26 protein-coding genes and 2 pseudogenes are annotated in these 21,427 nt (G+C 43.9%); 11 read left to right on the forward strand and 17 right to left on the reverse strand.

The annotated features are described in order from the left end of the window. Positions 1-4 precede the first annotated feature (4 nt). The 5 genes from AB4585_RS02710 to AB4585_RS02730 are packed head-to-tail and all read right to left on the reverse strand — an operon-like array spanning position 5 to position 2,162. Positions 5-328 (reverse strand): hypothetical protein, encoded by a 324-nt coding sequence (locus tag AB4585_RS02710; RefSeq protein WP_017072041.1) that lies wholly within the window; start codon positions 326-328, stop codon positions 5-7. Continuing rightward, complete coding sequence (locus tag AB4585_RS02715) at positions 318-836, reverse strand: DMT family transporter (protein ID WP_017072040.1); 519 nt, start codon at positions 834-836, stop codon at positions 318-320. Before AB4585_RS02715 ends, AB4585_RS02710 begins: the two co-directional genes overlap by 11 nt. Then, positions 833-1,276 (reverse strand): DMT family transporter, encoded by a 444-nt coding sequence (locus AB4585_RS02720; RefSeq protein WP_372169311.1) that lies wholly within the window; start codon positions 1,274-1,276, stop codon positions 833-835. Before AB4585_RS02720 ends, AB4585_RS02715 begins: the two co-directional genes overlap by 4 nt. Further along, positions 1,273-1,803 carry a VOC family protein gene (locus tag AB4585_RS02725; RefSeq protein WP_372055754.1) on the reverse strand — a complete coding sequence of 177 codons (531 nt, stop codon included), beginning with the start codon at positions 1,801-1,803 and terminating at the stop codon, positions 1,273-1,275. Before AB4585_RS02725 ends, AB4585_RS02720 begins: the two co-directional genes overlap by 4 nt. Next, complete coding sequence (locus AB4585_RS02730; protein WP_017072037.1) at positions 1,803-2,162, reverse strand: carboxymuconolactone decarboxylase family protein; 360 nt, start codon at positions 2,160-2,162, stop codon at positions 1,803-1,805. The genes AB4585_RS02725 and AB4585_RS02730 overlap by 1 nt, the downstream gene beginning before the upstream one ends. 266 nt (positions 2,163-2,428) lie before the next feature. Between AB4585_RS02730 and AB4585_RS02735 the strand changes: the two genes are divergently transcribed. Continuing rightward, complete coding sequence (locus tag AB4585_RS02735) at positions 2,429-2,761, forward strand: PepSY domain-containing protein (protein WP_017072036.1); 333 nt, start codon at positions 2,429-2,431, stop codon at positions 2,759-2,761. A 114-nt stretch (positions 2,762-2,875) separates the two neighbouring features. On the opposite strand, the gene AB4585_RS02740 is transcribed toward AB4585_RS02735, so the two are convergent. Together AB4585_RS02740 and AB4585_RS02745 are read right to left on the reverse strand one after the other, a co-directional pair. Next, positions 2,876-3,973 (reverse strand): nickel/cobalt transporter, encoded by a 1,098-nt coding sequence (locus AB4585_RS02740; protein ID WP_372169312.1) that lies wholly within the window; start codon positions 3,971-3,973, stop codon positions 2,876-2,878. 94 nt (positions 3,974-4,067) lie between these two features. Next, positions 4,068-4,790 carry a DUF1007 family protein gene (locus tag AB4585_RS02745; protein WP_372169313.1) on the reverse strand — a complete coding sequence of 241 codons (723 nt, stop codon included), beginning with the start codon at positions 4,788-4,790 and terminating at the stop codon, positions 4,068-4,070. 475 nt (positions 4,791-5,265) lie between these two features. Between AB4585_RS02745 and AB4585_RS02750 the strand changes: the two genes are divergently transcribed. Continuing rightward, positions 5,266-5,712, forward strand: a complete 447-nt coding sequence (locus AB4585_RS02750; RefSeq protein WP_372169314.1) for a NifB/NifX family molybdenum-iron cluster-binding protein — start codon at positions 5,266-5,268, stop codon at positions 5,710-5,712. Then, on the forward strand, positions 5,709-5,906 hold the full coding sequence (gene nqrM, locus AB4585_RS02755; protein ID WP_017059103.1) for a (Na+)-NQR maturation NqrM: 198 nt from the start codon (positions 5,709-5,711) through the stop codon (positions 5,904-5,906). The genes AB4585_RS02750 and nqrM overlap by 4 nt, the downstream gene beginning before the upstream one ends. A 63-nt stretch (positions 5,907-5,969) precedes the next feature. On the opposite strand, the gene AB4585_RS02760 is transcribed toward nqrM, so the two are convergent. Next, the gene (locus AB4585_RS02760; protein ID WP_029235478.1) at positions 5,970-6,248 is read right to left on the reverse strand and encodes a DUF134 domain-containing protein; all 279 of its coding nucleotides are present in this window, start codon (positions 6,246-6,248) and stop codon (positions 5,970-5,972) included. A 34-nt stretch (positions 6,249-6,282) separates the two neighbouring features. On the opposite strand from AB4585_RS02760, the gene AB4585_RS02765 reads away from it, so the two are divergent. Together AB4585_RS02765 and AB4585_RS02770 are read left to right on the forward strand one after the other, a co-directional pair. Then, positions 6,283-6,732, forward strand: a complete 450-nt coding sequence (locus AB4585_RS02765; protein ID WP_017065470.1) for a PaaI family thioesterase — start codon at positions 6,283-6,285, stop codon at positions 6,730-6,732. A gap of 34 nt (positions 6,733-6,766) precedes the next feature. Further along, positions 6,767-6,895: pseudogene (locus AB4585_RS02770) on the forward strand (ABC transporter substrate-binding protein); the annotation flags it as partial. 42 nt (positions 6,896-6,937) lie between these two features. Here the strand turns inward: AB4585_RS02770 and AB4585_RS02775 are convergent. Beyond that, complete coding sequence (locus AB4585_RS02775; protein ID WP_017059106.1) at positions 6,938-7,141, reverse strand: hypothetical protein; 204 nt, start codon at positions 7,139-7,141, stop codon at positions 6,938-6,940. A 365-nt stretch (positions 7,142-7,506) separates the two neighbouring features. Between AB4585_RS02775 and pnuC the strand changes: the two genes are divergently transcribed. The 3 genes from pnuC to AB4585_RS02790 all read left to right on the forward strand — a co-directional run bounded on the left by pnuC (position 7,507) and on the right by AB4585_RS02790 (position 9,784). Next, positions 7,507-8,241 carry a nicotinamide riboside transporter PnuC gene (gene pnuC, locus AB4585_RS02780; protein ID WP_017069647.1) on the forward strand — a complete coding sequence of 245 codons (735 nt, stop codon included), beginning with the start codon at positions 7,507-7,509 and terminating at the stop codon, positions 8,239-8,241. Positions 8,242-8,249: 8 nt separating this feature from the next. Next, positions 8,250-8,978 (forward strand): nucleoside phosphorylase, encoded by a 729-nt coding sequence (locus tag AB4585_RS02785; protein ID WP_372105030.1) that lies wholly within the window; start codon positions 8,250-8,252, stop codon positions 8,976-8,978. A 125-nt stretch (positions 8,979-9,103) separates the two neighbouring features. Next, positions 9,104-9,784: a Crp/Fnr family transcriptional regulator gene (locus AB4585_RS02790; protein ID WP_136978221.1), complete on the forward strand. Its 681-nt coding sequence runs from the start codon at positions 9,104-9,106 to the stop codon at positions 9,782-9,784. Between the two features lie 145 nt (positions 9,785-9,929). On the opposite strand, the gene AB4585_RS02795 is transcribed toward AB4585_RS02790, so the two are convergent. From AB4585_RS02795 to AB4585_RS02820, 6 genes are all read right to left on the reverse strand, one after another. Further along, complete coding sequence (locus AB4585_RS02795; RefSeq protein ID WP_372105029.1) at positions 9,930-11,633, reverse strand: FAD-dependent oxidoreductase; 1,704 nt, start codon at positions 11,631-11,633, stop codon at positions 9,930-9,932. A 268-nt stretch (positions 11,634-11,901) separates the two neighbouring features. Next, positions 11,902-12,804 carry a VirK/YbjX family protein gene (locus tag AB4585_RS02800; protein WP_133151375.1) on the reverse strand — a complete coding sequence of 301 codons (903 nt, stop codon included), beginning with the start codon at positions 12,802-12,804 and terminating at the stop codon, positions 11,902-11,904. 320 nt (positions 12,805-13,124) lie between these two features. Continuing rightward, positions 13,125-13,268: a hypothetical protein gene (locus AB4585_RS02805; RefSeq protein WP_017059112.1), complete on the reverse strand. Its 144-nt coding sequence runs from the start codon at positions 13,266-13,268 to the stop codon at positions 13,125-13,127. A gap of 25 nt (positions 13,269-13,293) precedes the next feature. Continuing rightward, a complete protein-coding gene (locus AB4585_RS02810) occupies positions 13,294-13,569 on the reverse strand; it encodes an HU family DNA-binding protein (RefSeq protein ID WP_017059113.1) in 276 nt (91 codons plus the stop codon). Between the two features lie 356 nt (positions 13,570-13,925). Continuing rightward, the gene (locus tag AB4585_RS02815; protein WP_017065484.1) at positions 13,926-14,621 is read right to left on the reverse strand and encodes a VC0807 family protein; all 696 of its coding nucleotides are present in this window, start codon (positions 14,619-14,621) and stop codon (positions 13,926-13,928) included. A gap of 321 nt (positions 14,622-14,942) precedes the next feature. Beyond that, on the reverse strand, positions 14,943-15,515 hold the full coding sequence (locus AB4585_RS02820; protein ID WP_372083620.1) for a YceI family protein: 573 nt from the start codon (positions 15,513-15,515) through the stop codon (positions 14,943-14,945). Positions 15,516-15,791: 276 nt separating this feature from the next. On the opposite strand from AB4585_RS02820, the pseudogene AB4585_RS02825 reads away from it, so the two are divergent. Both AB4585_RS02825 and AB4585_RS02830 read left to right on the forward strand, forming a co-directional pair. Beyond that, positions 15,792-16,508 (forward strand): annotated as a pseudogene (locus AB4585_RS02825) (DUF1826 domain-containing protein). A gap of 343 nt (positions 16,509-16,851) precedes the next feature. After that, positions 16,852-18,738, forward strand: a complete 1,887-nt coding sequence (locus AB4585_RS02830; protein WP_136974851.1) for a methyl-accepting chemotaxis protein — start codon at positions 16,852-16,854, stop codon at positions 18,736-18,738. A 106-nt stretch (positions 18,739-18,844) separates the two neighbouring features. Here AB4585_RS02830 and AB4585_RS02835 read toward each other — a convergent pair whose 3' ends face one another. Together AB4585_RS02835 and AB4585_RS02840 are read right to left on the reverse strand one after the other, a co-directional pair. Beyond that, the gene (locus AB4585_RS02835; RefSeq protein ID WP_017069835.1) at positions 18,845-19,246 is read right to left on the reverse strand and encodes an ACT domain-containing protein; all 402 of its coding nucleotides are present in this window, start codon (positions 19,244-19,246) and stop codon (positions 18,845-18,847) included. Between the two features lie 145 nt (positions 19,247-19,391). After that, positions 19,392-20,285: a LysR family transcriptional regulator gene (locus AB4585_RS02840; protein WP_017059121.1), complete on the reverse strand. Its 894-nt coding sequence runs from the start codon at positions 20,283-20,285 to the stop codon at positions 19,392-19,394. Between the two features lie 160 nt (positions 20,286-20,445). Between AB4585_RS02840 and AB4585_RS02845 the strand changes: the two genes are divergently transcribed. After that, positions 20,446-21,345 (forward strand): Vmh family MBL fold metallo-hydrolase, encoded by a 900-nt coding sequence (locus tag AB4585_RS02845; protein WP_102393121.1) that lies wholly within the window; start codon positions 20,446-20,448, stop codon positions 21,343-21,345. The last annotated feature ends 82 nt before the right edge of the window (positions 21,346-21,427 follow it).

Here is a 21,427-nt window from a genome sequence, read left to right on the forward strand (position 1 = left end):
TTTATTATGCGGTGAGAATATTCTCAGTAACAATAAAGTGTGCATCCTCGCTGAAAGATTGGAACTGCTCGACAATCTTCTGCATCTCTTGAGTTTGAATATCGTTAAGAAATGCCTCTTCAGAATCAATCTGAATAATCTCAAAGTAATCCCATGGTAACGGCTTATCTTGACCAAACATGCTGATGCCTTTGAAGACCTCGAACGATGAAACACTACTGAGTTTGTTTACCGTCGGTAGATCTGACTCTTTGGCCCATTTAAGATATTGAGTTTCATCCGTGGTTGATTTTAGGTTAAAGAACACGATGATGGTTTTAGCTGACATGCAATGTTTCCTTGGTAAGGTGAGTCGTAATATTGTCTTTTGCTAACGGTGCTTCTAATTCGGTTTGTATTTGGCGATTGGCGATATAAATACAGACCAAGGCGCACGCAATGCAGACCATGGCAGCAATACGCCAATAATTCAGTTCAATGGGCGTATTCCCAAGCCAGCCTTGAGTATCGATTATCAGGCTCATGATCATCTGGCCTAAAATGGTAGCCACTGTGGCAATCGCGACACCCACCTTTGGCACTGCCGCTACCATGACGATCATGTAAAAGATGCCAAATAGTGCGCCTGCGAGTTGCCATTTAGGTACCGATAACAGAGTTGCGTCGTAACTTGGTTCAAAGAAGAAAATCAGTAACCCCGTGATAACGGTTCCCATACTAAAGGTCAGCAGGGAGCTTTCAATCACACCAACTTTTGCCCCCAGTTGACCATTAATCGCCGCTTGAGCACTCAATGCCATGCCTGATGCAATGGCGAGTAAAATAATCAGCGTCATGATTGTCCTCCTAAATAGACAAAACAGAGAGCGAGGAATATGAACCCCAAACCAAGCAAACGCAGTGGGTTAGTCGCTTGCTTTGGCATTGCAAACCAGCCGAAGTAATCAATCGCAAAACTCTTAGTGATTTGACCAAACAGGACGCAAACCATCGTCATTGCGACCCCTAAAATTGGCGTCGCTAATGTAAGAACGACCACGTAGATAGGCCCCAGTAAACCACCGATAAGCTGCCATTTTGGAATGGTGTTCCAAGCTTTGAATTGTCCATTCGGTGTGAAGTGACGAATCATCCAAAGCAACGCAGTACCAACGCCAAAGATGCTCAAGGTGGCCCATAAATGGCCAACTTGTTTACCTAAAGGGCCAAGTAAGCCTGCTTCGAAAGACAAGCCCATACCCGCGCTCACAATCATCACGATAAAAATAATGTTCATCGTGGGTCAAACAACGCAACAGAAGCACGGTTTGCATTAGCTTTATTTGCATAAGCTTTGCCGTTTGGATAAGACACAAGTTCTAATTGCATCCCCCAAGGTGCCATGAAGTAAACCCAAGATTCTCCTGCCGTAGGGCCTTCAGTCATGGTGGTTGGTTCTCCGAGGACTGTGATGCCTTGGTCTTTTAGATACGCTACCGCGGCATCCATATCCTCAACGTAGAGAGCAAGGTGGTGACCTCCAATGTCGGCGTTATTTGGTGCTGTTTTGTTTCTTTCTACTGCGTCTGAGTATTCAAAGAGCTCTAAGTTAATCCCTTTCGCGTTCATCACTGCGATCTTGGTGATTTCTGCACGTGGATTAACGTTTAAATGATCTTTCATCCAGTCATCATCGGACGCGAATGGTCCAAACTCATACGCCAGTTCAAAGTCAAAATGCTCCCGGAAGAAAGCGATAGCTTCATCTAAATTCGGTACCGTGAAACCGATATGGTCTGGTTTTTGTAGCCCTGGAATAGCCATTAGAAATCTCCTCGTTCATGACGAATTTTGTTGAGTGCGCCCATCGTCGTCGCCCCTTTGTTAAAGCCAGTGTATGCCGATGCAAATACGATTAACTCTTCAAGCTCTGCATAGGTCGCACCTTGTTTAAGTGCCATGTCAACGTGAGCGCCAAATGGATTACCTTCGCCCGTTACGTTGAGCGCCATTTGGTCAATCGCAAGGCTAATGAGCGCTTTGGTTTTCTGGTCAATTAACGGCATGCCCCATGCTTCACCAGCAACACGTACTGTCATGTCGCCCCATACTGGGTTGATTGATTTGAGGCCCTCAATCAGTGCTTGATCATCCAGCACTGCATTCTGATATTTCTTAGTCATATTCAACTTTCTCACTTATATCAATTTGGTTCGCCGCAGCGGATGAAGGGGATTATAGAGATCGATGAAATTTGAAAAACCAGCGGAATGGAATAGGACTTATGCGGAATCTGCACAGACGTGTTGAGAACAGGAAAAGAGGCTAAGGCGAGAAAGTGGAGAAGAGGGGAAATGGAAGGCACCTACACAATGACTAACATTCTTTTCACGCGCTACACCACATTATCAAGGTGGTGAAAATAGCCATAAAAGCTGAGGAGAAAACAATGAAACAGTTAATTTTATGTGGTGCTTTGGCCGCTGTTAGTACATTTAGTGTTTCAACCTATGCGGCTCAAGGCACAGAGATAGTCAGTAAAGAACAAGCGATTAAAGCGGCACTGTTATCTTTGGATGTCGAGGTACTTGGGATTCGTCATGACGAGCCTGACAATCAATGGGATGTGTTTGTTACGCGTGATGGTAAAGCTTATGAGATCGAAGTTGATGCGCTAACTGCACAAATTGTGGCGGTTGAAGAAGAAAGCCTTGCTGAAGTGCAAGCTGAACTGTCCGGAGAATTATCCCATGAAGGCGTTACTGGTGACGTGGATAAGTGATTCTAGAAGACCATTTACATTCATAAGATAAAACTAAGGCCTCGCGTTTGCGAGGCCTTGATGTATGCGGTACGAGTGAAAAGAACCTGAGTTTAATTGCTACTCGGTTGTGCGCTACATAGTGAATACAGGGGACATGCCGCTGTCTTGACCGTTCATCAATAACAAGCCAATCAACACAAGCAAAATACCGCCAAAGAGTTGCAAGTAGTGACCTGCGGCTTTTAATGAGGCGTTGCTGTTCTTGTTGCCCGCTGCCAAGTAGCGTTTCACTAAGTGTTTGCCTGTTAGCGTCATCATTGCAATTAAAGAGGTTGTTAGTGCTGTGCCTATGGCCATCGCAAAGGCACTCAATACGCCCATCCAATATAGGCCAACCATGTTTGCGAAAAGCAGTACCATGATGGCTCCGGTGCACGGTCTTACGCCAATCGTCACTATAATTCCAGCATATTCTCGGAGCGTTGAGGCTTTGTTGATTGCGTCTGCATCGGCTACATGCTGGTGGCCGCACCCACAGTCGGCATGAGAATGATCTGCATGAGTGTTAGCTGCGGCTTGCATTGTGCTAGTAGCGTCGATTATCGGAGAAGGGGCTGATATTGATGAACGAAGTGCCATTGGCGCACGCGCTGAAATTGTCGCAGCTGTGTCTGTTGCGAGTGTAGTGATGGCTTTCACTTTCAGCTTAGGCTTACGCATAGCGGTGTAGATGTTTTTCAAAGCCTTCCAACATATAAGTGCGCCGACGACCGCGACTAAGGCAAAGCTTAATGAAACAAACATATTCGCTTTGTCATTCACTACTCGCATGGAAGCACTAAAGCCCCACAGCAACACGCTTACTAGTAAGATTGCGACCAATGCTTGTAAAAAAGCGGAGACGACCGTAAGCACTAAACTCGCCTTGGCTTTGGTTGGGTGAGTCGCTAAGTAAGTCGACACGATAACTTTGCCGTGCCCAGGCCCCAAAGAATGAAGCATGCCATAGATAAAGCTGAACCCGATAAGGTAACTGCCTGCGCCCCAAGGGTTGGATTTAGCTTCATAGAGCAGGTCTGCAAGTTCTGAATTGACTTCTCTTTGCCATTGAATGCTAGAGATAACTAACGATGGCCACATGGACCACAGTTGATACGCACCAATAGCAATAAGCACGAACGCGCCAGCACCAATGAGGTAGTGATTGATTTTGGATTGATTTTTCTTCATTTAACAAGAACCTATATCTGAAATCTTTCTGTTAATTAGTTGCCATGCTTAATCAGCTAGACGCTGACTTAAAGGCTGAAACGAACCACTGCGACTAAGAAGCGGGAACCGCCGCACAATGAAGCTCAACCGATTGTGTAAACAGTTGGCCTAGCGTGTTATCTGGATCTGCATCGACAGGTAAAGACATTGCATAACTCATTTGCTCTGGCGTCGGGTTAGGCTCGATTAATTCTAAATGGCATTGTCTTGCTAGTTTAGGTGACAATGTCACGTCGCTGTTGGATAGCCACGACATGTCGACAAAGTAACTAGGGTCAAAAATCAATACGCGAAGCGAGTTTCGTGTCACAGGCTTAGGTTTAGAAAGTGGTAGGTCAAATGTTAGAACCATCTTGGCTTTATCACGCTCAAACTTTGCGTTCTCAACCACCTGATATCTGATGGGCTCTTCACCATCATAAAAGTACGTGAAGTAGTGCTCGTACATCATGTTTTCGATTACAGACGCAGCGAGCATTTTGAATGTTTCAGTTTCTGTATCGGCAGAGACGTCTTCTCCATCCAACATGTACATCGAGGTCATTGCATCAAAAGACCACTCCATAGAGAGACCGGTGATCATGCCATTCTCTCCCTCAATATGAGTTTTCATCTCTATCCAAGAGTGAGGGTGAGCATATAGATTTGGCGCAAAACACAATAATGCTAGGCCAACAGTCAAGCCCTTGAGAGAGCGAAAGCATGTCGAGAAACGGCTTACATAGCGTGTGGAGAGGCGATTGATGACATCGATTAGAATAAGTGGCTGTTTCATGAGAAATGATGGTAATTTAGTGTGATGTTATATTATAACAACCCGATGCGTTGTTCACTTCAAATTATAAGCTTGTTTACATTGAAGGCGACTGCAATTCTTGATTTTCAATCCAACCTATTTTTCCTATAAACATTTTTGATTGGTCCCTAATTCGACATTATTCAGACTAGTGTGTGACGTTGAATTGTCGATTAAGCTCTCGGTTGTGCGAGGCCTTTTTGTAATGGGTTTGAGCTTGGCTCTTGATAACAGGCATTAACAACGCAAAAAATACCCCCAGTAAAAATACTACCCCCTAGTATATATGGTTATTTGAAAGGTAACTGAGATAGGCTGAAGATGACGGTAAGTTTGGGTGCTTGTGATCTTAGTTATCGATCCAGTAAATCTTATTTTTCACATGATAGTTATTGTCATATGCCAATAATGGGGCGTATGCTGAACTCCTGATCATAAATAACAGGAAGTTACTATGTTATACGCAGTACCTTGTCGCGGCCTTCATGTTGGCAACCACTTTGCTCGTTCCCCACAGATCGCGATTGTCGATGAACAACGACAAATAAAACAGATTGTTCCTCTGATTGAGTCCGACACCTCTTGCAATAAAAAGAAGCAATGGATCTCTGTTCTCCTTTCTTACGATGTGAAATCTGTGGTGGTTCGTCACATTGGGAAGAAGATGTTGGCGCATTTGTTCAATAACGATATTCGAGTCTTGGCATCGACAGGTAAGGCAGAAATCGGGACTTTGGATTTCGACAATCTACGGGAAGTGAACGATCTCGATTATGGTCGAGAGCCGAGAAATAGTGGGTGTGGCAATAAAACGTGCGGCGAAAACGGGCACAAAAAACAAGCTTCGATTCTAATGGTACAGCCTAATCAGCTGGGTGCTATTCGAGGGTTCCGACAATGACCTTTTTGTTGACGCTATTGGGGTTTGTCGGAGTCGTTACATTGATGGCGATAGGCGTGATTTTTTCGCGCAAGCCAATCAAAGGCAGCTGTGGAGGATTGGCGCAGTTAGATATTGAGCGTGAATGCAATTGCAAGGATGTGTGTGAAGGGCAAAGCAAAAAGCTGTATCAGATTACTGAGCCATCAAGCTAAGTATCGAAGTAAGCATCAGAGTTCTCGCTCACTGAGTTAAATAACTTCTGGCTAACACGTTAATTAACTACTTTGAATCACCAACGCGTGACCATTGACGATGCACTTGGCGACTTTAGCTCGTGCACGCTTGATAATGTTGCCGAACGTTTGGCGAGACACCTGCATTTGTTCAGCGGCTTCAAGCTGGCTCAGGCCTTCTTGATCAGCCAAGCGCAAGGCTTCGAGCTCTTCCAATAGCAATTCTTCTTTATGAAGCTCGTCCATAGGAACACCATTGGGCTTAAAACAAGAGTAAGCCGTACGGGTACACAACTGGCGATGTTTTTTTGGTCGAGCCATATCAATCTCTAGCAATCTATGGGTAAAGGTAAGTATGAAGGTTTTCATTCCACACAATCATCGGCGTTGCCAAGTGTGCAGCCAAGGTTTTTTCAACGACAGCGCCATTTGTTTTGAAGCTATTGGCGAGCATGACACTTTAACTAAGCATGAGGCAGTAGCTAAATATAAAACCAGAGCCAAGATTGTACCAACAGATAAAGCTGAGGGCTACGATGGCATCATGCAAGGTGGCATTGTCACTACACTGCATGACAGCGCGATGTTGCATTGTCTATTTCAGAATGATATCAAGGCGATGACGGTGAGTTTAACCTCTCGTTTTCATCATCCGATTTTGATTGGTCAAGAACTGGAAGTTCGTGCCCAGTGGGTGAAAAGTAGACGTAATATCTACTTCCTAGAAAGCCAAATTACTCAGTGCGGAAAGTTATGTTCGTCGGCACAAAGTCAGTTTATGTCAGTTTCTAGCTATCAAACTTAAGCTTGGTATAGCGGTGTTGTTTTATCAGTTATAAAAGTCCAACTACGGTTTCATAATCACTGAAAATAACGTGTACGAAGAAGAGATTAACCGCGCCCTGTCGAAGATTCGTGAGTCACGAAAGTGGCGTAAAATCTTGGTCGATTATTTCGCAGATCAGTAATCGAAATTAGAGGCTTATTCAAAAGCTTTTGGACTTTCGCCGTTACAGTTGATCTGAATCTGAGGCCTTGATCTTTTTGAAGTATTTAAATGCACTCCAAACCGCGTAAGCCGCAACCCCTACAATCAATGCCGAGCGAAGGAGAATAGGCGCATCATGCTCAAGTTGACCAACATGAGGAACAATACTGGCAAACAATCGACTGGTAAAAAGCAGCCCCATTACTAACATAATTACTTTATTCATGTGACCTGCCATACAATTGAGTACGTTGCACAGAACGAGTTTTGGGGCGATTACACGGTTAACACGCCAGACAACGATTCTGCTCGAGATAAAATCATGCGCTTCTCAAACGTAACCGTCAATGCGATATCGGCGTTAAGCCAGTAAGCTAAAATTTCGTTTTTGGAAGGGGGCTGTTCTGGTGCTGGAGTTTCGAGTTCAAGACTGTTGGGAGGGCGATGACACCTTTCTGTGAATTTGATTTTCCGGAATTATTATTCTGATTTATGACCGCATGCATTCTAGGGGGGACAAATGTCCTCCTTTTTATTTGGAGAGGCGCAATAAAATAGGTGCCACTAAAACAAATAATAAAGGACACATCTATGGACCTATTCGCTCTACTTGATATCAACAATACTTTAGTCAATATCCCAATAGGGGATGGCTACGCAATGAGCTGGATTGAAGCATTCGGCACCGTGTTTGGTCTGTTGTGTATTTGGTTTGCAAGCCAAGAAAAAACCATTAACTACCTGTTCGGATTGCTGAATGTCACCTTATTTGCGGTTATCTTTTTCCAAATTCAGTTATACGGACTGCTACTTCTTCAATTGTTCTTCTTCTGTGCTAACATTTACGGTTGGTACGCATGGACACGTCCTAATGAGCAAGGTGAAACGCTAGAAGTTCGTTGGTTGAGCCAAAATAAACTAGTAGCAACGGCCGTAGCGTGTGCGATTTCTATTGCTTTGTTAACTATGTACATCGACCCATTCTTTTTTGCGCTAGCAAACATCGCGGTAGATAGCCTGAATCTATTTGGTGCGGATTTAGCGGAGCCAGTGCTTGAACCGGATGCGTTCCCATTCTGGGATGCCACGATGACCATTCTATCTATTGTTGCTCAAGTTCTTATGACACGTAAGTATGTTGAAAACTGGATACTGTGGATTGTGATTAACATTATCAGCGTTGGTATTTATGCGACGCAGGGTGTGTACGCAATGTCTGTTCAATACGCAATCTTAATGTTTATTGCGGCAAACGGTACTCGTGAGTGGGCACGCACAGCTAAACGAAACAGTGATAAATCGTTAACTCAAGCAACGGCTTCTTAGGAGTGAAGATGGCAAAGCAACCTCATATCTGCGTTGATGAAACGCAAATTGCTCCGTTAGTTATTGTTTGTGGTGAGCCAGATAGAGCGAATCGAATCGCTAACTTGCTTGAACATGCTGAACTGGTCTCTGAAAACCGTGAATATCGAATCTTCACTGGTCAATATCAAGGTAAAGCGATATCGGTTTGCAGCACGGGCATTGGTGCACCTTCAATGATCATTGCGGTAGAAGAGCTTAAGTTTTGTGGTGTGACTCATATTGTCCGAGTAGGGTCTGCAGGCGCGATGCAGTCACATATCGGGCTTGGTGAGCTAATTATTGCAGAGGGCGCGGTTCGCGATGAGGGTGGTTCTACCGCTTACGTTAAGCCGTCGTATCCCGCCTATGCAAGCTTCTCTCTGCTTAAAGAGCTAGACAAGTTCTTGCAGCAGCAAACAACACCTTACTATTTGGGCACGGTACGCTCACACGACAGTTTTTATACCGATGACGAGAAGGCGCTTTGTCAGTACTGGAATGGCAAAGGCATTTTAGGTGCAGACATGGAAACATCCGCGCTGTTTACCGTGGGACGCTTGAGAGGGCTTAATGTCGCTTCTATCTTGAACAATGTTGTCTTGTACGAACAAGATGTAAAGGAGGGCGTTGGGCAATATGTCGATGAGGCAGAGGTAATGATGCAAGGAGAGCGGCTAGCGTCATTAGTGGCACTGGAAGCATTAATTACTCAATAAGAGCCTGAATAAATGCAAGACGAAAGCGATGGGAGACCGTCGCTTTTTTATTGGGTTCTCTCCTGTGGTTTAAGTGGTTACAATCGTTTGAATATAAACAGCAGTAATGCAATGAGAGAGTAAGTATGAAGATTGCACCATACTCAAGCGGACGCTTTAAAAACTACTTAGAACAAAAAAGCTCTGAATTTAGAGATCTCATCTACCAACACCAAGTTAACTCTCGTTACTTCAATCAAAATGATGAAATCCTACGTCAAGGTGAACAGCTTCAGTATCTTTATGTAGTGCCCGCTGGAAGAGTCTCTATGAGTATTTCGGCGGCTAATGGGCGACGCTTTCAATTGGGCGAAGTGAATTGTGATTATCATATCTTCGGTGAGATGGAGTTTTTCACGCAGACCCCTTGTCAGTGGAACGTAGTGGCTGATGAACACATGCAAGTTGATGTTATTTGCATTCAGAGATTAGCAGAAGCACTACTTGAAAATCCGGGGATGATGTTCTTCTTTGCCTCTGCATTGGCGGAAGATTATCAAGACTCTATGGGTATTTACACTAACCGTCTTTTACACTCAATTACCTACAATATTGCGTATGATTTATTGGTTCAAAGCGAGACTAACACTGTGTTAGGCGGTTTCGATAAAGTGAATCAAGAAGCGGAACGTTTTGGCACATCGAGCAGAGTGTATCGAAGAGCGGTTAAAGACCTATTAGACAAAGGTTTCATCAGAAAAGGAGAGCAAGGGTTAGAAATTGTCGATCAGCGAGCACTGCAAGCTTTTATTGACTCCTACGAATAATAAAAGAGCTTGGCACTTACTTAAATGCCAAGCTCGGTTTTTCAATGTTTACTATTAACTACTCGCATCTATTTATGAGCGACTTTCTCTCAGCAACTAGCCCGTAAGTGTCCGCGCACCATTACCGGCGACTAAGTATTAATCCTTAAGCTTTTGCATACATGAGTGTTCTATAACCACCGATTAAGTTGCGTGCTTTAAAGCCGTTGTTGACGAGTTGGCGATAAGCCACGTTACCACGTAACCCGACTTGGCAGTAGATTACAATCTCTTTGTCTTTTGATAGTTCGTCCATGCGGTGACGCAGTTGGTCGACAGGAATGTTGATTGCGCCTTCAATAAAGCCACCATTTTCTAGTTCGCCAGGGTTACGAACATCGAGTAGGAGTTGGTTGTCGCTTAATGTTGCAATCTCATCGAAATGAATAGGTGTCGCGTCACCTTTAATAATATTGTTGGCAACAAATGCGGCTTGGTTAATCACGTCCTTGGCACTCCCGTAAGGTGGTGCATAGGTTAATTCAAGGTGTTGAAGCTGATCAACGGTCATACCTGCACGTTGAGCTACTGCCATAACATCAATGCGTTTATCAACGCCATCTTTACCGACGGCTTGCGCACCTAGTATTTTCCCTGTCTTAGGGGCGAATAACATCTTGAACGAGACAATCTCAGCGCCAGGATAGTAGCTAGCGTGGCTTGCGGTATGCACATAGACTTTTTCATAGTCGACGCCTTCACGCTTCAACTGTTTTTCGTTTTTCCCTGTTGAGGCAACGGCTAGGTCAAAAATCTTACAGATAGCCGTGCCTTGTGTACCTTGATAAGTTTCACTGCGTCCGAGCATGTTGTCGGCAGCCATACGACCTTGACGGTTAGCAGGGCCAGCAAGCGGAACTAGAGTTTGTGCACCTGTGACAAAGTCTTTTTCTTCGACCACATCACCCACAGCGTAGATGCTAGGATCGCTAGTCTGCATCATTTCATTGGTGTAGATACCACCTAGTTCGCCAATTTGAAGTCCTGCTTCTTTTGCTAACTTAGTCTCAGGACGCACACCGATAGCCATGATTAAGATATCAGTAGTTAATGACTCGCCATTATTAAGTGTTAATTCTAATTCACCCTCTATGTGTTGGTGCTTCTCGCTCTCGCCTGAATCAAAACTTGCGATGTGTTCGTTAGGTATATATTTCACAGACTCAAGCGCGACGCCGAGTTTTAGGTCGATGCCTTTGTCACGAATCTCCGCATGGGCAAAGCCGGCCATTTCCCGGTCTACTGGCGTCATTACTTGGTCAGCCATCTCAATCAACGAAGTCTTGATCCCAAGCTGATGAAACGCTTCCATCATTTCCAAGCCGATAAAGCCACCGCCAACAACTGTCGCGTGCTCAGGTTTATTCATTTGGATTGTTTCGATGATGCGATCCATATCTGGAATATTGCGTAGTGAATGGGTGAGGGGGTTATCGATTCCTGAGATGGGAGGAACGACGGCACCGGCTCCAGGGCTGAGTAATAAGAAGTCGTAACTCTCGCTGTAGTGATTACCATCAACAAGATTTTTGACTGTAACGGTTTTATTGGTGCGATCAATAGAGGTAACTTCGTTCATCACTCGTGCGTCAACGTTGAAGCGAGCTAAGAAGCTTTCAGGTGTTTGTAACAGAAGCTTGCTTCTATCCTCGATATCGCCACCTATGTGGTATGGCAATCCACAGTTGGCAAAAGAGACGAATGGTCCTCGTTCAAACATTATGATTTCGGCTTCTTCACTAAGACGACGAGCGCGTGCAGCAGCTGAAGCACCTCCAGCTACGCCACCGATGATTACAATTTTAGTCATACGTTTACCTATTACTGTCTCTAAGTTTAACTATACAAATTGCCGAGCATAGAGCTTGTATCTTCTTAATGATCAGTACTGGCTGGTCGCCGGCGATTGAGTAGTTTTCGAAATACCTAGATACTATAAAGATGTAAATTAGCATTGTCTAATATTTATTTTAAAGCTATCACCTCGGGATTGAGCGTTTGGTCCAAGGGCTGTGATTAGACTAAAGCACGCTAGTAAAGGTAATACGCGTTAGCGAGTCGAGTACAGGTTAGCCAAATTAACTGTCATGAGCATAATGAACAGGATCATGGATGTGCTGACTGATTACGTTCTTCAGATCTTGTTCATACAGATCTAGCCAGGCATAACGCTCGCGATACAACTTACGCTTTTGACGTTTTAGAGCTTCAAGATCTTTCCTGTTCGGGTTTGTCGGGAGACGATAGAAATAGTTATCATGCACCTGTCCATCGTGCTCTTCCCACAGACTGTCGTATTTAAGGCTGATGTCTTTGTTTTTCTTACCGTAGCGTAATGAGTTCGAGACATGACCAGACTCTTTTACCGCATAGATATTGTCGATACCCAAGTTAATAGCGAGCAGTCGTAGTGTTTCTACCATGAAGGATTTAGGTCTTAAACCGTAAAAAGCTTTGGTGAATGTGCGGCTAAATCCATTGTCATTGGCGCCACCCTGTATACCGCCGATGTAGATGTTGTTGTCGAAAACAGTAAATGAAATGGTATACATTTTTTCGAGTTGAGAGTTGGTCAATGAAATTGTCAGTTCACCTTCTTTTCTCGCGTTTCTTTCGAAGCTGAGATTAACCAGATAAACGTTGTCATCTATCTCAAGTTTTAAAAGATTGAGCCTTTCGTTATAGATTTGGTGTCTAGCTTCTGTTGCGAAGGTGTTTTCAAACCAGTCGTAGTGTTTGGATAAGATATCGATCTTTTCTTTATTGCTAAAGCCAGTACATAAGTAGGGAGTCACAAATTTAGAAAGGAAGTTGGGTTGCTTGATAAATAATAACTTTCTCTCTTCAGAGTTGAAATTATTACTCATTTTTCGAGTAGCTGAATAATAAAACAGGGCTCGAATAGTAAACTTAACTATCGCTTTGTACTTACCCTTATTTTTATGGGTATTTGCTTCAATCCCCATGCGAACGACATTCATAATCACCTCAAAGAAGAAGGATTGCCCGAACATAGTCGTGTCATGAACCCTTCCAATAATCTCACCAATAACAAGAAAATGATGATAGTGAAAAAGGTGATTTGGGTAAGTATGGATATGTATAGCTATGTAACTCAATCAGTTACTTAGCGTTCAGATTTTGGACAGATGTGTTTGTCGCTTTAGTGGGGAGGGGTATCAATGTTATTTATTAGAGGCGCTTGCTCCTAAATCAAAAATGCCACTACAAATCTGCAGTGGCATTAGAACGATAACAAACTATCACCTTGCTTAAACCTAAACTTTAGTTCTTATATAAACTAAAGTTCTAACAGTTTAGCCAGTTCACGCTCTTCGAGAAGCTCTTCAATGCGTTGACGAGTCTTAGGCGTTTCGGCTTGCGCTTTAGTCGACTTGCCTGCTTTTTTGCTTCGGCTCGTTTTCGCTTTTTCCTTAGTCGTCATCGTAATCTTCCTTGTGTTTTTTGTGTTACAGGTTGCACGTCTCTTTTAGTGCCTTGCCCGCTTTAAATGCTGGCGTCTTTGATGCGGCAATCTGAATCTCTTCTCCGGTTCGCGGGTTACGACCAGTGCGAGCAGCTCGAGAGTTAACTTTAAAGCTACCAAATCCAAGGATCGATACGTCATCACCGTTCGCAAGCGAAGTAGAGATACCTTCAACTAGCGCATTTAGTGCTGTGCCTGCTTGGTCTTTTGAGATGTCTGCAGAAGTCGCGATGTGTTCAACTAATTGAGATTTGTTCATAATCTATATTCCTTATTGAGTACGGCTAGCGTCTACCTTTAGCACCTAGCTTATGCGATCTTATCAACAGCAATTGAAATAATGTCAGTGAGCGGGTAGAGCTTTGTAAAGTAACCAACAGAATTGACTATAAAAGCATCTGTCGGTTCAATCAATGCAATTCATTGATTATTATTGGTTTATAGACATGTTGCCCAAATTTACTTGAGAAAAGAGCATTAGGGTTGCCCGTTCGATTCATAATCCAAATCGAAGCTGTCATCTATCACGTTGATAACGAAAGAGTAAAAACAAAGAAGCCCAGCTTAATTGCTGGGCTTCATGTTGTGCTGTCAGAGCGATTTGTTAATTCAGAACTATTTAGTAATAAAAATTTGTTCTGTTTCTAGTGATGTCATCGTGCGAACTTGACGCCAAATGTAGTAGAAAATACCTAACATCATCAGCATGCTTGGGATGGCGATTGCTGGGTAGCTGTAAAGTGTCAGCTTGCCAAGTTCTTCATTAAAGGCAGCGGTGCCAGCAGGGCTAGTCACAATCCAAGTCGCTAGGAAGTAGTTCATAGCTGAAGAAAATGCGAAAGTACTCGCGAATAGGTAGTTGGATGTCATTAGACAACGATCAAACTTTGCTTGGTTACCGAACTGCTTTAGGCGCTCTTCAATAAGAGAGATATTTAACAGGGCCGGTGTGAAGATAACTTTCTGGATAAACGGGTAGCGGGTGAAGGTAGAGCCAAGAACCGCCAAACCAATTAGACCAGGGATTAATGCTTCTTTTAGTGCTAACCAACGAGTGTCTAGCTCAAAGAAACCAATACCGCCCGTTAATAGCACGCTGACGAAGCCAAGCGCCGCTATGAAGTTGAACTTCTTGTTGCGGATCAACTCCATGCCACCGTAAGCAATAGGGAAGGCTAGTGCGACAAGTAATGCTAAGCCTGTTCCGAGAAGCTCATCTCCACTGAACTTCATTAAAATGAATGAAGGAAGAAAGACGTTAAACACGACTTCGAAAAGAGGACTCGATTTTTTGTTTTCTGTGTTACTCATAATTTCTAAATACATTATGTTATGGATTTATTCTCAGGGATTGTTGTTTACCTCGCCCAAGATGTAAAGCCTTAAGGCGTCATGCTGTGTAACGACATGTGACATCAACGACATCTCTGAGCCTATATAACGCTCAATTTAATACTTTGTGAGGGATGTTTATCTGGTCGACTTGGGGAAATCGAGTGGAAATTTTGGTTTAGTTTATTCAAACCTAATTCAGTTTATTGCGTTGTCGCGTACTCTTACTCACATTCACCGCTCTCAAACGATTGATGAATGTGAAATGAGGGAGAATAGAAAGGAATAGTTATAAGTCCATTATTGGTCGAAAAGTAGGTTAAAGCTTAAAGGGATTTGGTCGGAAATCGCTAATCCACCCACGGTCGCTGAAAGTTTGTTTAGATTCTCTGTCGATATCCCAAAATCAGCGCCGTTGACGATGATTGTCGAAGCTGAGCTAACCATGACAAACCCTGAGGATGGAACCACCACAACTGGGAAATCGATCGTTTTGGTTACGCCGTGTAAAGTAACTTCCGCTGCTACTGTTGTTCTTTTTGGATCACCAGATAGCATCGACGGTTCAACCTTCCCAGAGATCTTCACTTCAGGAAAAGTCATCGATTCAAAGTAGAGTTCATTCAGTCTCTGGTCACGAATAGCGACTCCGGTGCTCACGCTTTTCAAGTCCAATACTATTGAAAACTGACCCTCTTCGGTAAGTCCTCCAGACATAGGTTTGATGGATGCGGGCTCGACAATAAACTGCTTTTTAATGGTCGCGAATGTGATGTTCGATAACTTCGGATCTAATGTGTAGCCCGACTCCGCGAAAGATTGAGCGGAGATAGCGGTGCATAGGAGGCCGAATGTAGAGATTAGTTTTTTCATAAGTTGTCACCAGATTGATGAATTCACAGGTTTACGTTCTTGAGTCGTACGTTTTTAAAATGACTTTTTGGAAAGAGTGATTGAGAGAAGCTTAGTTCAGCATTCGAAAAATTACCGCAGGAAAAGAAGAGCGTCGCTGTATTACTGGAATCATGATCGACGAAGTGACTTGTTTAATTTTGGCTATGTTATAACATAACCAAAATTACTCTTGCCAAGAATAATTATTCTGTTGGTAAAAGGGAAGCGATGAGCATGTATCAAGGAGACGACGTAATGAATGTCGTGTTAACCAAGCCTTTGGCAACCAATAACAACCAGCCACTCAACATTAGTTCAGCTGTGAGTATTCAGGATAAGGCAAATCACAAGCCAAGCTCGAGTGCTTCTGAGCAGCCAACGGTATTAGCGGATATCTACCAAAGTGATATTAATATAGCGGTATGGCAGCGACAGTTTGATGAAGGCTTAACGACGGCAATTAGTGAATTTATCGCCTTGAATCCAAACTTTAGTAAGTCTGTTAGCGTGTCACCTGAAAATGCTTTCGATAAGTTGGAATTTGCCACCGATGGCACCGCCTCTAAAGCGCTGTTAGAAAACATGGCAGAGCTGGTGGATATGTTCTGTTGTTTGTTTGAGCTTGAAGAAGTCGGGTTACGTTTAGCCGTTCTGAATAAAGCGATGTGCCCACGTTTCCATTTTGATCAAGTGCCTTGCCGCTTGGTGACAACTTATCATGGTGTTGCGACTCAATGGTTGCCAAACGACTTAGTCGACCGTTCTAAGCTAGGGCGAGGGGCTAACGGACACCCAGATTCAGAGTCCGGCTTATACAATCATGAGTCAGATATCTAACAACTGTCGACTGGTGATGTGGCATTACTAAAAGGGGAGCGCTGGAGTGGCAACGAAAATGCGGGTCTTGTGCATCGTTCACCAGTCACTTCATCTGACGAGACACGATTGCTGTTAACGTTGGACTTTGGTTGATCAACTTTTGACTATTTAGTCCGCAACCTGTTTCTATTTAGACGTTCAACACATTTAAATACCTTCCTAATGAGCTAACGGTATAGCGCGATCTGTACCGTTATTACTCTCAAACAGAGACACTCATCAGCTGACCTTGATTAGCACATTAATTCAAAATTTAGAGTTTACCATTCTCTAAATCAATGGGTTACGATGCGTGCACTTACTCACATATATCAATATTTCAGTTCCTCATCGGTTTCTTAATTTATTTTAAAGCGTAAAATATATCCCGCTTGCAAACCTCTTTGGCAACCAATTTGTTCGCCACGGTTTTTTACTTCCACATTATAGGTTTCCTATGTTCAAGAAACTCTCGCTTAAAAATAAACTGGCGATTTCAGCCAGTATGGCCATTATCCTGGGGGGGATTTTGGTCGAGGCATTGTCTTTTCGTGCTTCACTGCAAAGGTTGGATATTGAAGTTGAACAGCGCTTAGAGGGCGCATCGGCTTCGTACAATCAATATGTATCGGATTGGATCTTATCCAAAGAGCGTGCGCTTACTTCTCTTTCGAAAGAGTCCAAACAAGAAAGCTTGGTGACTCATCTAAAACAGGTTCGTGACTCAGCCTCTTTTGATAATGTCTTCTTGGCATTTCCTGATGGTTCGCAAAAGAACGCGAACGGTGTTGTGTTGCCACCGGGCAATGATGATCCACGCGTATGGGGTTGGTACACCAATGCGGTTGCGAACCCAAGCAAGGTGTTCATGGATAACCCAACGGTTGCTGCAGCAACTGGGGCGAACGTTGTTTCATTAGGAACAGCAATGCAACTGCATGGGCAACAGGTTGTGTTGGGTGCTGATGTAGAAATTACAGACATCTTAAACAGTCTAGAGCAGGTGATTCTTCCAGGTGAAGGTTACATGTTCATCGCGACCAATAAGGGCACGGTTTATACGCACCCTGACACTAAGTTACTGAACAAAAACATCAGCTCACTTGGGTTAGATTTTGCGGACGTACAAAAGGCGCTGACTAGCGGTAAAGACACTTCTATCGAGTTGAATGGCAGCGACTATGTTCTGTACGCACGTGCGATTGATGGAACGAGCCTGATTACTGTGAGCGTTGTTAACCATGACTCTCTGGTTGCGCCACTATTTGATGCAGTGATTGGTCAAGTGTTGGTGACGCTACTTGTGGTGATCGTATGTACCATACTGTTTAACCTTTTGTGTACTATTCTATTCCGCCCGTTGAACCACGTTTCTCAAGCACTGGCGCAAATCGCGAATGGTAGTGGTGATTTAACTCAACGCATTCATGTTGAAAACCAAGATGAAGTGGGCGAGTTGGCTCATAACTTCAATACCTTTGTTGGAAGCTTACAGCAGTTGATTGGCCATATCCGTGGGCAGTCAGAACAGCTAAACAGCCAGTCAGAGCAAAGTACTCAACGTGCGAACCGTTCGGTGGATGAGCTTAATCATCAGCAGCAAGAAATCACTATGGTCGCGACGGCCGTAACTGAAATGGCGAGCGCCACGCAAGAGATAGCATCGCATGCCGAGCAAACAGCAAAAGCGGCGCAAGATTCAGCGACAAGCACTAACAGTGGTCACGCTCTGGTTGTGGATACCAAAGGTTCAATCAATAACCTAGCCAATGAAGTTAATGAAGCGGGTAGTGTGATTAGCGAACTTAACAAGCATGCTCAAGAGATCTCGACTGTACTCGCAACGATTCAAGGCATTGCAGAACAAACCAACTTACTTGCTTTGAATGCAGCGATTGAAGCGGCTCGTGCTGGTGAACAAGGTCGTGGATTTGCTGTGGTAGCGGATGAAGTACGTGTGCTTTCACAGCGTACCCACTCTTCAACGGAAGAGATCAAATCAACAATTGATATCCTGCAGCGTACAACGGCGCAAGCGGTTGAGCTGATGGAGAGCAGTTCTAAGTTGGCAATACATTCAGTAGAAGATGCCGATCGAGCTTCGCATGCGCTTGAAGAGATCAATACTGCAGTTGCTTTGATCAGCGATATGGCGACTCAAATCGCGACGGCTGCTGAAGAGCAAACACATGTGACGGGTGAAATTACCCAGAACGTGACGACCATTAAAGATGTTACCGACCACTTAGTTGTGGGCGCACAGGACAGCTTAACTGAGTCGAACGAACTTAAGAGCCAAGCCGCTGGCTTAAGTGACAAAGTGGCGACTTTTAAGCTTGCTTAACTGGTTCGCTCACTGATGCCTGATCAGTGAGTGCACGTTAAGCAATAAGCCAAAGCGACGTAGATTACGTCGCTTTTTTTGTATTTGTGAGTAATCGAATTCTTTACTAATCTACTTCTGAAAACTCTTTCAGCGCACTCATTGCAGCTTCTGCTTTGTCTTTTTGAACGAAGATGTGGTCGTGATAGTAGCCCGCAACCACGTTAGCGCTAATGCCGTAAGAGCCAAGCTTTGTCGCAAACGCCGCCGTTAATCCAACCGCTTCAAGGCTCGAATGTACCGATAAAGTGATAAGGCTAAATACACCGTCGAAGTTTAGCTGAGCTTTGGTCGCAACGTCTTCTTCCAGAACCAGCGTTAAACCTTCTTTCTCACGAAAAGTTGAGATTGGATTGAGCTGAACATAGTCTGTTAACGCTCCGTCGACAGTACAGAAAACATAGTTGCCTTCAATGAGTTCTGGTGACATGGACTTTAACAAAATGTCTAAATCGGTAATGGCAGTCATAGTCAGTTTCCCTGCGTTAATAAGCTAATTGATGATGTATGCAGTCACGATAGAAGCAACTGACAGTTAAGTAAAATTAATGATTTTAATTCTGCATCAGTTTTACTAATGGCAAGTTTTCCTCCTTAGTGATGGCATCGTACTTCTACCAACTTGTCGATTGTTCCATCTCGTCAGATAAATGGTCGATAAAGGCTCTTAACAGCGGTGTGACTTGTTTACGTGTTCCATAAATAGCATGCACACCGAGCGTTTTAGGTTGCCATTCAGAAAGCAGTGGCACTAATAGACCATCACGCATCAAGGTTTCCACTGAAGGGAAGGGCAGTAAACAGATACCGTTGCCTTTGAGTGTGGCAGAAAGCAGAACCTCTGAGGTGTTTGCACTGATATTCCCTTTAATCGGAACCGATTCGAGCCCATTGGGGCCATTGAACGTCCAAGCGGTTTTGCCAAAGTAACTGAACGATAAACAGTTGTGGTGCGCTAGATCTTGGGCTTCTGTGGGTGTGCCTTTCTCTTTTAGATATTGAGGCGATGCGCAAATCACGGAGCGGCATTCACCGATCTGCTTCGCGACAATATTGGGCGTCAGTTCGTTGGTTATGCGAATGGCCAAATCGATGCGTGACTCAACCAGGTTGACGGTCTGATCAGTCGAGATAATGTCGATAGAAACCTCTGGCCATTTGGCGATGAAGCGACTAATTGATTCCATCAAGAAGCTATCGACAATCGAGTAGCTCGCAGTAATACGCAGCTGACCTTTTAAATGCTCTCGGTTTTGGTTTCTGATCCCAGCTAGGGATGTTTCCAGTGCCAAAAGTTCTCTGGCGACCTCAAGTGTTTCTTTACCTGCGCTGGTTAAACTCAAGCTTCGTGTTGTTCTGTGAAGCAAGCGTGTGTCCATCCATGTTTCTAACTCACCCAAATAACGAGTGACCTTGGTTCGTGAGAGATCAAGGTGCTCTGCCGCTGCGCTCAAACTGCCACGTTCCACTATGGTGACAAAGACATTCATTGCCTCGAGTTTATCCATTGTTTTATTGCCTAGAGAATTAAACCGACCTCAGTATATGTCCGAAAACTGCAATAGTTAAAGTCAATTTGATGTCTATTTCATCTAAAAACAATCAAATAAGATATTTGGACATTCAACGAGTTGGCAGGTGTTCAACTCCAAGTATCGGAATAAAGCCATGAATACGTTATCGAAAAACCTGTTATTAAAAAGCATGCTTTTAGGAACCATAAGCCTAGGAACCGTGCTGGCATCAAGTGTTGCTTTAGCTGTGGATCTGAACATCACTCACTATAACCCCGGTGAGAACGCGATATTCCCTGCAAGCTCGGTATTGGTTTCGGGTGAGAAAGAAGTGATTCTATTTGACGCACAATTCAGTGTCGCAGACGGACAAAATTTGGTGGAGCAAATCAAAGCCACAGGCAAAAAATTATCGATGGTTTACATCAGCAGCGGCGACCCAGATTACTACTTTGGTTTGGAACCGATAGTTTCGGCATTTCCTAACGTTAAAGTCGTTGCCAGTGAAGCCGTTGTCGCGCATATCAAACGCACCAAAGATGCAAAGCTTGAATACTGGGGGCCTATATTAGAAGGCAACGCGCCCTCTAAGGTGATTGTTCCAATGGTGATGAACGACACAACATTAAGCATCGAAGGTGAAACCATCGAAGTGAAAGAGATAAATACACACCAAGCTTACCTATGGGTTCCGTCTGAAAAAACGGTGTTTGGTGGCGTGTCGGTGTATAGCGGTGTGCATGTATGGATGGCAGATACTGCATCGAAAGAGATTCGTAGCCAGTGGTCACAATCGTTGGAGCGTATGAAAGCACTAGAGCCAGAGGTTGTAATTCCGGGTCACTATTTAGGTGAAATGCCAACAGGAATAAATGCAGTTCACTTCACGAAGGATTATGTGGCTGATATTGAAAAAGCGTTGGCGAGCAAAAGTAATCCAACATCGGTCGAGATCAGTGATTACATGAAGAAAGCCTACCCGAAATTTGAGGCTACGGAAGGCGATTTAGAACTTGGCGCGAAAGTGCTAAGCGGCGAAATGGCTTGGCACTAGAGTTGATTATCTCGGTTGTGTCCCAGAACAGTCTGAAGATTGTATGCTAGATTTATTGGTGATACACAACTGGAGATATCGA

This window comes from Vibrio sp. 10N.222.49.C9, assembly GCF_041474985.1.
In the GTDB taxonomy this organism is placed as follows: Bacteria; Pseudomonadota; Gammaproteobacteria; order Enterobacterales; family Vibrionaceae; genus Vibrio; species Vibrio crassostreae_C.